Origin of the sequence: Enterobacter sp. CM29, from assembly GCF_013179605.1 — a bacterium.
GTDB classification, from domain to species: domain Bacteria; phylum Pseudomonadota; class Gammaproteobacteria; order Enterobacterales; family Enterobacteriaceae; genus Enterobacter; species Enterobacter intestinihominis.
On record NZ_JABMCU010000142.1, the window covers coordinates 1 to 11,847 of the forward strand.

Below are 11,847 nucleotides of genomic sequence, written 5' to 3' on the forward strand. Positions count from 1 at the left end.
AGATGGGTATTGCCGTAGAAGCCATAGAGCTGACCCAGATTCGGCGCTTTATAGGCCGTGCCATAAGAGGCTATGAAGCGGTAACCGTCAACGAACTCCCAGGCTGCGCTACTTTGCCAGGTACCATGGCGACCAAACTGAGAGTTGTCATCGCTGCGGGCCGCCGCCTCCAGAGTGAAATCTCCAAACTGCTGCAACCCAGTCAGGTAGACGCCAGTGTTACGCAGGTCATAGGCGTTGGTTACGTAGTTGGTACCCGGCTCGGTGCTCTGTTTCTGCCAGTCAACGCCCGCGCCGATGTTGCCATGTCCCACGTCAACTGAGTTGGTCCACTGAACATTGTACTGTTTGATTTCATCCAGGGTTGCTGTGGAGTCATAGCGTCCAAGGTGCGGATCGTAATTGTAGTCTTTGCTGTGACTGTAGCTGGAGAGCAACTGTGAATGGAAAACATCCCGGTTAAACCGCAATCCGGCATCCCAGGTCTGGCTATAGAGTTGGCGGGTATCAACCAGCACATCAGGGGTAAATGAACTGTAATAGCCGTCATAGGCGGTACGGTTGCTGTAACCATAGCCGCGAACGAAACCACTCCATTGCTCAGAGAAAGCATGCTCCAGTGCGCCGTAGAGCGTTTTATTCATAAAGCCGTCGCGATCGGTCTGGGCAAGGCCGCCGTTATTACCGTCAGCAACGACGTCAAAGCCTTTTGTGTAGGTGTAATCCCCCGCCAGCGTAACGCGCGTACTTTCACCCAATGTTTGCTGGGTGCTGCCACCATAATTCTGGAAGCCGTGTGTCCCAACGCCAGCATTCAGCGTTGTGCCATCCTTCGCACGCGTAGTGATAATGTTGACTACGCCACCGATCGCATCCGAGCCGTACACCGCCGAACGCGGTCCACGAAGATATTCGATGCGCTGCACCAGGGAGATCGGAAACTGGCTGAGATCGGACGACCCCGTGACGCCCGCCTGGTTAAGGCGGATCCCATCGACGAGAATCAGGACATGGCTGGAGTTCGTACCGCGTATAAAGAGAGAAGAGAGCTGCCCCATCCCGCCATTTTGTGCCGTATCTACGCCAGGCAGGCGACGCATGACATCCAGAACCGTGGTGGATTGCCAGCGGTCGATATCGGCCCGCGTCACGACAGAAGTCGCAGCCAGAACAGATTTTTCAGGTTGTTCGAAACGGTTTGCTGTCACCACCAACGAGTCGGCGCTTTCCTGCGCCCAGCCCGAAAATGCCGTGACGGAAAACGCCGTCAACAGCGATACTTTTTTAATCATTGTTAAAGCATCCACAATATAAGAAGGATGCCGCAGGCCTCATCGATAGCACGCGATGATGAAACCAAATGCGACGTGATCCCGGCAGGTCTTCGGGCTGGGTGGCGTTATACGGATGAAGACTTCCCGTTTTCACAGTGTCTACAACTCTCATCCCGCCAGTCTTTACCGCTGCGCGTCAGCTCCAGATTTGCACTGGATTCCCTTTTCACTCTCAGGAGACCGGAAACAGAATGCTACAATTAGACACGTATAGATGTCCAGATAGCTATTAGCCATTAAATCTGGACATCCACTGCACAATCCCTACAATCCCCGCGTAATTCTTTATCACTCAGGACGCATCATGACCCCCGAACACCTCCCGACAGAACAGTACGACGCACAGCTGGCAGAAAAAGTTGTCCGCCTGCAAAGTATGATGACGCCTTTCAACGCGCCCGTTCCCGAGGTGTTTCGTTCTCCGGTCAGCCACTACCGTATGCGCGCTGAGTTTCGCATCTGGCACGATGGCGATGACCTGTACCACATCATTTTCGATCAGCAGACGAAATCCCGGATTCGCGTAGACAGTTTCCCGGCGGCGAGTGAGCTTATCAACCAGCTAATGACGCTGATGATCGACGGTGTGCGCACTAATCCGGTGCTGCGCAACAAGCTGTTCCAGATTGACTACCTGACCACCCAAAGCAATCAGGCCATTGTCTCTCTGCTCTATCACAAAGCGCTGACCGACGAGTGGCGCGAGCAGGCAGAAGCCCTGCGCGATGCGCTGCGCGCGCAGAACATCAACGTGCACCTGATTGGCCGCGCGACCAAAACCAAAATCATGCTGGACCAGGATTACATCGACGAGCGTTTGCCGGTGGCAGGAAAAGAGATGGTTTACCGTCAGGTGGAGAACAGCTTCACCCAGCCGAATGCGGCAATGAACGTGCAGATGCTGGAGTGGGCGCTGAATGCGACGGAAGGGTCGACGGGCGATCTGCTGGAGCTCTACTGCGGTAACGGCAACTTCTCGCTGGCGCTGGCGCGTAACTTCGAACGCGTGCTGGCGACGGAAATCGCCAAACCGTCGGTGGCCGCCGCGCAGTACAACATCGCCGCTAACCATATTGATAATGTGCAGATCATTCGTATGGCGGCAGAAGAGTTTACCCAGGCGATGAACGGCGTACGTGAGTTTAACCGCCTGCAAGGGATTGATTTGAAGAGCTACCAGTGTGAGACAATTTTTGTCGATCCGCCGCGCAGTGGCCTGGACAGCGAAACCGAGAAGATGGTGCAGGCGTACCCGCGTATTTTGTACATCTCCTGTAACCCGGAGACGCTGTGCAAGAATCTGGAAACATTAAGCCAGACGCACAAGGTTGAACGTCTGGCGCTGTTCGATCAGTTCCCATATACGCACCATATGGAGTGCGGCGTACTGCTCACGGCGAAGTAATGTGGGCCTTGTAGGGCAGGTAAGCGAAGCGCCACCTGCCAAAAAAGCCGGATGGCGCTTCGCTTATCCGGCCTACAATGACAAAACCCTTTACTCTGGTAACTGGCTCTTGCGGCTACGCATGCGCGAGCCAATCCAGAACACCAGCGCCACAGACAGCACCGCAGGCAGGAAGTTAGAACCGATATCCGGATACTCTGCACGCACCACGGTGCTGTACAACAATACACCCAGAATAAAACAGGCTGCGGCCAGCCCCGGTAACCCAACCGGCATGGTGCGGTTCAGATAACGTTGATGCAGGCAATACACCGTCAGCACCAGCGCGATAATCGGGAAAATCGAGAACGGTACAATTGAGCTGAAAACCGCCGCAAACGTACCGTTAATGGATAAGCCAGCGATCAATGCCAGCAACAGCGTTCCTTTATCCTGACCTGACTGTTTCATTACTCACCTTCACTCATCGTTTTGATGTGCCAACTTCTCTTGTTCACGGCGATACCAGTAGTACGCACCTTTAGAAATCATCCGCAGTTGCAATACCAGTCGCTCTTCGAGTTGCTTACGTTGTTCAATGCTGACATCCAGCGCTTCGGCACCCGCACTGAAAACAATGGTCACCATCGCCTCGGCCTGTGCTTCAGTAAACGCACGCGGCATATGGTTTTCGAGTTCAAGATAGTCGGCAAGTTCCGCGATGAAATGCTGAATTTCACGCGCGACGGCGGCACGAAACGCCGCCGACGTGCCAGAGCGCTCGCGCAGCAAAAGGCGAAACGCGTTAGGGTTATTGCCGATAAATTCCATAAATGTCGACACGGAGGTGCGGATCACGCTGCCGCCTTTGGCAATACGCTGACGCGCCTGACGCATAAGCTGGCGCAGCATCAAACCGCTCTCGTCGACCATGGTCAGGCCCAGTTCATCCACATCACGGAAATGACGATAGAAGGACGTTGGCGCAATCCCGGCCTCGCGCGCCACTTCGCGCAGGCTTAAACTGGCAAAACTCCGCTCAGCACTCAGTTGACTGAATGCGGCTTCCACCAGCGAACGCCGGGTTTTCTCTTTTTGTTGTGCTCTTACGCCCATCACGATAGTTGAATCCTTCCAAAGGCCCGTTGGCACTATACCAGAGAATAAAATTAATCTGTTTACCTGGCTTTGTGAATGATTGTTTACGCGCGGTTTGTGCTCCACTGCCCGAAAAAAGCACAACGATAATTGGGTTACCCAGGCAATGATGTTATGATTCTGTTGCTTTTATGTATAAGAACAGGTAAGCCTTGCCATGCCACATTCCTACGATTACGACGCAATAGTTATTGGTTCCGGCCCCGGCGGCGAAGGTGCTGCTATGGGTCTGGTAAAACAGGGAGCCAGAGTAGCGGTTATTGAGCGCTACCATAATGTCGGCGGCGGTTGCACCCACTGGGGCACCATCCCTTCGAAAGCCCTCCGCCACGCCGTTAGCCGCATTATCGAATTTAACCAGAACCCTCTTTACAGCGACCACTCCCGACTTCTTCGTTCTTCTTTTGCCGATATCCTGAATCACGCAGACACGGTCATTAACCAGCAGACGCGCATGCGTCAGGGTTTCTATGAGCGCAACCACTGTGAAATTCTGCAGGGTAACGCGCATTTTGTAGATGAACACACCCTGGCGCTGGAGTGCCACGACGGTTCGGTTGAGACGCTCACCGCTGAAAAATTTGTGATTGCCTGCGGATCGCGCCCATATCATCCGGCAGACGTGGACTTCTCTCATCCACGCATTTACGACAGCGACTCCATCCTCAGCCTGCACCACGAGCCACGCCATGTGATCATCTATGGCGCGGGCGTGATTGGCTGTGAATATGCGTCGATTTTCCGGGGAATGGAGGTCAAAGTTGATTTGATCAACACCCGCGACCGGCTGCTGGCGTTCCTCGATCAGGAGATGTCAGATTCCCTCTCCTACCACTTCTGGAACAGTGGCGTGGTGATTCGCCACAACGAAGAGTACGAGAAAATCGAAGGCTGCGACGACGGTGTGATCATGCACCTGAAATCTGGTAAGAAGCTGAAGGCGGACTGCCTGCTGTATGCCAACGGCCGTACCGGCAACACGGATTCATTGCAGCTGGAGAATATCGGGCTTGAAACCGACAGCCGCGGTCAGCTCAAGGTCAACAGCATGTACCAGACTGCGCTGCCGCACGTTTACGCGGTGGGCGACGTTATTGGTTACCCAAGTCTGGCCTCCGCTGCTTACGATCAGGGCCGCATCGCCGCACAGGCGCTGGTGAAAGGTGAAGCGACGGCGCATCTGATCGAGGACATCCCGACGGGCATCTACACCATCCCGGAAATCAGTTCTGTCGGCAAAACCGAGCAGCAGTTGACGGCCATGAAGGTGCCTTACGAGGTGGGTCGTGCCCAGTTTAAACACCTGGCGCGCGCACAAATTGTGGGGATGAGCGTGGGTACGCTGAAGATCCTGTTCCATCGCGAGACGAAAGAGATCCTCGGTATTCACTGCTTTGGTGAACGTGCCGCGGAAATCATTCATATCGGCCAGGCGATCATGGAGCAAAAAGGTGGTGGCAACACCATCGAGTACTTCGTTAACACCACCTTTAACTACCCGACCATGGCGGAAGCCTATCGGGTAGCTGCGCTGAACGGCTTAAACCGCCTGTTTTAACGCGTTGTCGAAATGGCCATCCATTGCACCACGGATGGCCTCTGCCAGCTGCTCATAGCGGCTGCGCAGCGGTGAACCCGGACGATAAACCAGGCCGATCGTGCGACGCGGCTCTGGCTTAATACACGGCAGATAGACCACGCCATCACGCTTACGCTCGCGCGGCACGGCCAGCGCAGGCAGCAGCGTAATGCCACTTCCCGCCGCGACCATGTTACGCAGCGTTTCCAGGCTGGTTGCGCGGAAATGGGTATCTTCATCTGCACCCGCTTCGAAGCAGAAGCCCATCGCCTGATCGCGCAGACAGTGGCCGTCTTCCAGCATCAGCAGCTTTTCTCCGGCCAGATCGGCCATCGGCACGCGATCGCGGTTCGCCCACGGGTGATCTTCATAGATCGCCAGCATCATCGGCTCATCGAACAGCGGTACTTCAATAAACGCTTCACTCTCTTTGACCAGCGCCAGGATCGCGCAGTCGAGCTTGCCGCTGTCTAACTGCGCCAGCAGCTGATGGGTTTGCGCTTCATGCAGGTACATTTCGAGTTTCGGGAACGTCTGGTGCAGCAGCGGAATGATTTGCGGCAACAGATACGGGCCAACGGTTGGGATCAGGCCAATATGCAGCGGGCCGGACATCGCCTCCCCCTGCTGGCTTGCCATTTCCTTGAGCACTTTGACCTCGCGCAGTACGGTGCGCGCCTGATCCACCAGCAGCAGACCTGCCTGCGTGAACAGTACCTTACGACTGGTGCGCTCCAGCAGCATCACGCCCAGCTCATCTTCCAGCTTGCGGATCTGACCGCTCAGCGTTGGCTGGCTGACATGGCAGGAGTCTGCCGCGCGGCGAAAATGGCGATGCTCAGCTAACGCTACCAGGTATTCAAGATCACGAATATTCATTATTCATCCTCCGTCGCCACGATAGTTCATGGCGATAGATAGCATAGCAACGAACGATTATCCCTATCAAGCATTCTGTTGAATAATACATCACATAGACGAGGCGGCACGTGTTTGACCCAAAACGACCCCGCACCGTCAGCGAGTTTCTCTCAAAACTCGAAAAACTAAAGCCAACGTGAACTTTTGCGGACCCCGTGGTCCGCTTTTTTTTGCGTATAAAAAAGCCCGGCACTAAGCCAGGCTCCGTTTTTCTCCCTCTCCCTGTGGAAGAGGGCCGGGGTGAGGGCACCAGCCCGCACTATTCAAACCAACCGGTTTTTCGCGTCCGTAATCGCCTGCGCCACCTGCTTCGGCGAGACTCCACCTTTCGCCGCACGCTTATCCAGGCAGGATTGCAGGGCCAGAATCGGGTAGACATCCTCCCCAATAACCGCACTGAATTTTTGTAGGTCGGCAAGCGCCAGCTCTTCAAGGGCTTTACCCTGACGAATCGCTTCCACTACCGCTTCACCCACAATATGGTGCGCCTCGCGGAACGGTACGCCTTTCGCCACCAGGTAGTCTGCCAGCTCGGTAGAGTTAGCATAGCCCTGTTGCGCCGCTTCCTGGCAGCGAGGACGTTTCACCTGAATGCCGTCCAGCACCAGCGCGCCCATATGAAGACAGTCCAGCCAGGTGTCGAGCGCGTCGAACAGCCCCTCTTTGTCTTCCTGCATGTCTTTGTTGTATGCCAGCGGCAGCCCTTTCAGGGTCATCATCATGCCGGTCAGCGCGCCCTGCACGCGGCCACACTTACCGCGGATCAGCTCCAGCGCATCCGGGTTTTTCTTTTGCGGCATCAAGGAGGAGCCGGACGTCACGCGGTCGGACAGCTCGACGAAGCCCGCTTCGCCAGAGTTAAAGAAGATCAGGTCTTCGGCAAAGCGCGACAGGTGCACCATCCCGATAGAGGCATTCGACAGCAGCTCCAGCACGTGGTCACGGTCAGAGACGCTGTCCAGGCTGTTGCGGGTGGCGGAAGCAAAGCCCAGCCAGCCTGCCAGCTGCTCACGGTCGATTTCATAAGCCGTACCGGCCAGCGCGCCGCTGCCCAGCGGGCTGACGTCCAGACGCGTTAAGGTATCCTGTAAACGGCTCTCATCACGCGCCAGCATCTCAACGTAGGCCAGACACCAGTGCGCGAACGTCACCGGCTGCGCGCGTTGCAGGTGGGTATAACCCGGCATCACCGCATCCTGATTGCTCTGCGCGGTGTCCACCAGCGCGCTCTGCAGCTGACGATTCGCCGCCAGCAGTTCGCCGACGGTCTCTTTGCACCACAGCTTCAGGTCGGTCGCCACCTGGTCATTACGGCTACGCCCGGTATGGAGCTTTTTACCCAACTGGCCGACTTTGTCGATCAGTTTGCCTTCCACCCAGCTGTGAATATCTTCGGCATCGCTCTGGAGGATTTGCTCCGGATCCAGACGCACCTCTTCCAGCAGGTTGTTCAGCGCCTCTTCCAGCTGCTGCTGTTCGTCTGCGGTCAGCACGCCAACGGTCACCAGCGCTTTGGACCAGGCCACAGAGCCGACAATATCCTGTTCGGCCAGGCGGTAGTCGAAGCGCAAAGAGTCGTTGAACTGTTTGAACCGCTGATCCGCTGCCTGTGTAAAACGCCCACCCCAAAGTGCCATAACGAATTTCCTTAATGATGATATTTTTGCCCGGTGGCGCTGCGCTTACCGGGCCTACAAAATTCAGGTAGGCCGGATAAGCGAAGCGCCATCCGGCACAGAATCTTAAGCCAGAATACGCGTGCCAATCGGCGTGCCGTTAAACAGCGCCGGAAGCTGCTCTGCGTGACGCCAGGAGGCGATATCCACCGGGCGGCCCAGCGTGCGGGCCGCATCCAGCGCGGCGTTAACTTTAACGATCATGCCGTCGGTGATAATGCCCTGATCGATCAGCTGTTCGGCTTTTGCGGCGGTCATTTCCGCTATACGCTGGCCTTTGCCGTCCAGAATACCGCTCACGTCGGAGAGCAGGATCAGGTCTGCGCCCAGCGTGGCCGCCAGCGCGGTTGCCGCCTGGTCCGCATTGACGTTCATCAGCTCGCCCTCTTCGGTCACGCCGATTGAGCTCACCACCGGCAGAAAACCACCTTCCAGCAGGGTGTTAATCAGCTTAGGCGAACCTGGCTGCGCCAGTCCAACATGGCCAAGCGCTTCGTCGAGCTGGGTCACTTTCACGCTATCGCCATCGCCCAGACAGAGACCAACGGACGCGATGTGGTGCTTCTTCGCCCACGCCAGCAGCGTTTTGTTCGCCGTCCCCGCCAGCGCACCAGTAATAATGTCAATCTGGTCGGCAGGCGTGACGCGCAGGCCATTTTTCTTAATCACCGGCAGGTTGAGCCCTTTCATCAGCTCGTCCACCACACAGCCGCCGCCGTGGACAATCACCAGCGGACGTTGATGTGATTCACGATAGTTCACCAGCGCGGTAAACAGGCGCTCCAGCGCTTCTTCGCTGTCCAGCAGTACACCACCGAGTTTGATAATTAATGGGTTCATCATCACACCTTAAATAAGAGCCTGCGTTTCAGGGAAGCCGAAACGAATATTTGCACACTGCATTGCCTGTGCGGCAGCGCCTTTGAGTAAGTTATCTTCTGCGGCGACCACAATCAGGTGCTCGCCCTGCACGGCAAAGCCGATGTCGCAGAACGGCAGGCCGACCACGTTTTTTAGCGCTGGTACGCCTTTGTCATACAGACGCACCAGTGGTTTATCCGCATACGCCTGCGTGAAGACTTCGCTCACCTGGTCTTTGGTCACGCCCGGCTTCAGGCGACAGGTAATGGTTTCAAGGATCCCGCGCGGGAAGCTACCGAGGTGCGGGGTGAAGATCACCTCCGCGCCCAGATGGGTGGTGATTTCAGGGTGATGACGGTGATTAAACACGCCATACGGCTGAAGGCTCACTTCGCAGAAACTGTTGGAGATCGCGGCCTTGCGCCCGGCGCCGCTCACGCCGCTGGTGGCGTTGATCACCGGCCACTGGTCAAGATCCAGCAGACCCGCGTCGATCAGCGGCTTAAGGGAGAGCTGCGCCGCCGTCGGGTAGCAGCCCGGCACGGCAATCAGGTTCGCTTCTTTCAGTTTATCGGCGCTCCACTCCGCCAGGCCGTACACCGCTTTTTCAAGCAGATCCGGATGCTGATGGGTGAAACCGTAATATTTTTCGTAGAACGCGCTGTCGTTTACGCGAAACGCGCCGGAGAGATCGAAGACCACGCAACCGGCTGCCAGAAACTGCGGCGCCAGGTCGTGACTGACCTCGTGTGCGGTGGCTAAAAACACCACGTCAACGCCGTCGGTAAACTCGCTGATGTCAGACATGGCCTGCAAAGGCAAATCAACCACGCCCTTAAGTTGTGGATGCAAATCGGAAATTAACTTTCCGGCATCATTGCTTTGCGCTGACACGGTCAAAGCGGTTATGGTCATATGTGGGTGGCGATTCACGTAGCTTACAAGCTCTGCGCCCGCATAACCGCTAGCGCCTACAATCAGCGTATTCAACATCGGGTTCCTTTATGCTCAACGTTAATGTATTTTTATTCACATTTATTGCATGAATATTGATACTATCACGACCTAAGGTGTGTCAACAATGAAAATGAACTTACCGCCATTTATCGAGATTTACCGCGCCCTGATTGCCACACCGTCCATCAGCGCAACGGAAGAAGCGCTGGATCAGAGCAATGAGTCTTTAATCAATCTGCTGGCGGGTTGGTTTAGCGATCTTGGGTTTAACGTTGAGGTTCAGCCCGTCCCCGGAACACGTCACAAATTTAACCTGCTCGCCAGCACCGGACATGGCGCTGGCGGCCTGCTGCTGGCTGGTCACACTGACACCGTGCCGTTTGACGATGGCCGCTGGACCCGCGATCCGTTCACCCTGACAGAGCACGACAACAAGCTCTACGGTCTCGGCACGGCGGACATGAAAGGCTTCTTTGCTTTTATCCTCGACGCGCTGCGTGACGTGGACGTGACAACGCTGAAAAAGCCGCTCTACATTCTGGCGACCGCCGATGAAGAGACCAGCATGGCGGGCGCACGGTATTTCTCTGAAAACACGTCGATTCGCCCGGACTGCGCGATCATCGGTGAACCTACCTCTCTGCAACCGATTCGGGCGCACAAAGGCCATATTTCTACCGCAGTGCGCGTGCTGGGCCAGTCTGGTCACTCCAGCGATCCGGCGCGCGGCGTGAACGCCATTGAGCTGATGCATGACGCGATTGGCCGCATCATGACCCTGCGCGACGATCTAAAAGAGCGCTATCACTACGAGGCGTTCACCGTGCCGTATCCGACGCTGAACCTCGGCAGCCTGCACGGCGGTGATGCGTCCAACCGTATCTGCGCCTGCTGCGAACTGCATATGGATATCCGTCCTCTGCCAGGCATGACGCTGAGCGATCTGGATGGCTTACTGAACGAAGCGCTGGCACCGGTCAGCGAGCGCTGGCCGGGACGTCTGACGGTCTCCGAACTGCATCCGCCGATTCCAGGCTACGAATGCCCGCCTGACCACCAGCTGGTTCAGGTGGTGGAAAAACTGCTCGGAGAGAAAACCGACGTGGTGAACTACTGTACCGAAGCGCCGTTTATTCAGACCCTGTGCCCGACGCTGGTTCTGGGCCCTGGCTCCATCAACCAGGCCCACCAGCCGGACGAATATCTCGAAACCCGCTTCATCAAGCCCACCCGCGAACTCATTACCCAGGTTGTGCATCACTTCTGCTGGCATTAAAACGGCCCCTCACCCTACCCTCTCCCCAAAGGGGAGAGGGTGTTCAAGTACCCTCTCCCCTTTGGGGAGAGGGTTAGGGTGAGGGGAGTAAATCCCGCGATCTCCGTCACATTCCCATAAGCATCTCTTATCTGACGCAATACGAATTAAATTTCGTAAATTGCCCGCATTTATTCATCTGCTGAACCGTTTTCGCAGCAATTGACGACGGGGGTTTTACGTGGCTTTATAAAGGGAGATGACAAAATAATGTCCAGAAAATTTTCGCCTGGGCATAAACAAAAATGATGGGGTGACTGGGTTTTTATGAACGAACAATATTCCGCGTTGCGTAGTAATGTCAGTATGCTCGGCAAAGTGCTTGGAGATACCATCAAAGATGCGTTGGGGGAGAACATCCTCGACCGTGTTGAAACCATCCGCAAGCTGTCCAAATCTTCCCGCGCCGGTAACGAGGCCAATCGTCAGGAGCTGCTCACCACCTTGCAGAACCTCTCTAATGATGAGCTACTGCCCGTTGCCCGCGCCTTCAGCCAGTTTCTGAACCTGGCAAACACCGCTGAGCAATACCACAGCATTTCGCCAAAAGGCGAAGCGGCCAGCAACCCGGAAGTCATTGCCCGCACCCTTCGTAAACTCAAAGACCAGCCCAACCTCAACGAAGCGACCATCAAAAAAGCGGTGGAATCCCTTTCGCTGGA

Annotated in this window: 11 protein-coding genes and 1 riboswitch; of the genes, 4 read left to right on the plus strand and 7 right to left on the minus strand. The window is 55.8% G+C overall.

Annotated elements, in window-relative coordinates; translation table 11 throughout:
- On the minus strand, window positions 1-1,292 hold a 1,292-nt coding region (locus HP459_RS16360; RefSeq protein WP_171936494.1), incomplete at its 3' end, for a TonB-dependent receptor.
- Window positions 1,293-1,357: 65 nt separating this feature from the next.
- A riboswitch (cobalamin riboswitch) is annotated at window positions 1,358-1,534 on the minus strand.
- 104 nt (window positions 1,535-1,638) lie between these two features.
- Here HP459_RS16360 and trmA point away from each other — a divergent pair.
- Window positions 1,639-2,739, plus strand: a complete 1,101-nt coding sequence (trmA, locus tag HP459_RS16365; RefSeq protein ID WP_023298887.1) for a tRNA (uridine(54)-C5)-methyltransferase TrmA — start codon at window positions 1,639-1,641, stop codon at window positions 2,737-2,739.
- Window positions 2,740-2,829: 90 nt separating this feature from the next.
- Here trmA and HP459_RS16370 read toward each other — a convergent pair whose 3' ends face one another.
- Window positions 2,830-3,189 carry a YijD family membrane protein gene (locus HP459_RS16370; protein WP_017383113.1) on the minus strand — a complete coding sequence of 120 codons (360 nt, stop codon included), beginning with the start codon at window positions 3,187-3,189 and terminating at the stop codon, window positions 2,830-2,832.
- Window positions 3,190-3,198: 9 nt separating this feature from the next.
- The gene (gene fabR / locus HP459_RS16375) at window positions 3,199-3,837 is read right to left on the minus strand and encodes an HTH-type transcriptional repressor FabR (protein ID WP_003862059.1); all 639 of its coding nucleotides are present in this window, start codon (window positions 3,835-3,837) and stop codon (window positions 3,199-3,201) included.
- A 196-nt stretch (window positions 3,838-4,033) separates the two neighbouring features.
- Between fabR and sthA the strand changes: the two genes are divergently transcribed.
- Window positions 4,034-5,434, plus strand: a complete 1,401-nt coding sequence (sthA, locus tag HP459_RS16380; protein WP_003862057.1) for a Si-specific NAD(P)(+) transhydrogenase — start codon at window positions 4,034-4,036, stop codon at window positions 5,432-5,434.
- Here sthA and oxyR read toward each other — a convergent pair.
- From oxyR to argC, 4 genes are all read right to left on the minus strand, one after another.
- Window positions 5,417-6,334: a DNA-binding transcriptional regulator OxyR gene (oxyR, locus tag HP459_RS16385; protein WP_022649783.1), complete on the minus strand. Its 918-nt coding sequence runs from the start codon at window positions 6,332-6,334 to the stop codon at window positions 5,417-5,419. The two genes, sthA and oxyR, sit on opposite strands and share 18 nt — an antisense overlap.
- Before the next feature lie 305 nt (window positions 6,335-6,639).
- Window positions 6,640-8,013, minus strand: coding sequence for an argininosuccinate lyase (argH, locus tag HP459_RS16390; RefSeq protein WP_171936495.1), 1,374 nt, complete (start codon window positions 8,011-8,013; stop codon window positions 6,640-6,642).
- Window positions 8,014-8,118: 105 nt separating this feature from the next.
- A complete protein-coding gene (gene argB / locus HP459_RS16395) occupies window positions 8,119-8,895 on the minus strand; it encodes an acetylglutamate kinase (RefSeq protein ID WP_094948456.1) in 777 nt (258 codons plus the stop codon).
- Window positions 8,896-8,901: 6 nt separating this feature from the next.
- On the minus strand, window positions 8,902-9,906 hold the full coding sequence (gene argC / locus HP459_RS16400) for an N-acetyl-gamma-glutamyl-phosphate reductase (protein WP_023298889.1): 1,005 nt from the start codon (window positions 9,904-9,906) through the stop codon (window positions 8,902-8,904).
- Window positions 9,907-9,994: 88 nt separating this feature from the next.
- On the opposite strand from argC, the gene argE reads away from it, so the two are divergent.
- Complete coding sequence (argE, locus tag HP459_RS16405; protein ID WP_015569956.1) at window positions 9,995-11,146, plus strand: acetylornithine deacetylase; 1,152 nt, start codon at window positions 9,995-9,997, stop codon at window positions 11,144-11,146.
- Window positions 11,147-11,452: 306 nt separating this feature from the next.
- A partial coding sequence (locus HP459_RS16410) for a phosphoenolpyruvate carboxylase (RefSeq protein ID WP_253939648.1) occupies window positions 11,453-11,847 on the plus strand: 395 nt, incomplete at its 3' end.

What these genes read in the sequence shown, in the direction of transcription:
- trmA (WP_023298887.1), top strand. Translation starts at nt 1,639, where the DNA reads ATGACCCCCGAACACCTCCCGACAGAACAGTACGACGCACAGCTGGCA.
- HP459_RS16370 (WP_017383113.1), bottom strand. Translation starts at nt 3,189, where the DNA reads ATGAAACAGTCAGGTCAGGATAAAGGAACGCTGTTGCTGGCATTGATC.
- sthA (WP_003862057.1), top strand. Translation starts at nt 4,034, where the DNA reads ATGCCACATTCCTACGATTACGACGCAATAGTTATTGGTTCCGGCCCC.
- oxyR (WP_022649783.1), bottom strand. Translation starts at nt 6,334, where the DNA reads ATGAATATTCGTGATCTTGAATACCTGGTAGCGTTAGCTGAGCATCGC.
- argH (WP_171936495.1), bottom strand. Translation starts at nt 8,013, where the DNA reads ATGGCACTTTGGGGTGGGCGTTTTACACAGGCAGCGGATCAGCGGTTC.
- argB (WP_094948456.1), bottom strand. Translation starts at nt 8,895, where the DNA reads ATGATGAACCCATTAATTATCAAACTCGGTGGTGTACTGCTGGACAGC.
- argC (WP_023298889.1), bottom strand. Translation starts at nt 9,906, where the DNA reads ATGTTGAATACGCTGATTGTAGGCGCTAGCGGTTATGCGGGCGCAGAG.
- argE (WP_015569956.1), top strand. Translation starts at nt 9,995, where the DNA reads ATGAAAATGAACTTACCGCCATTTATCGAGATTTACCGCGCCCTGATT.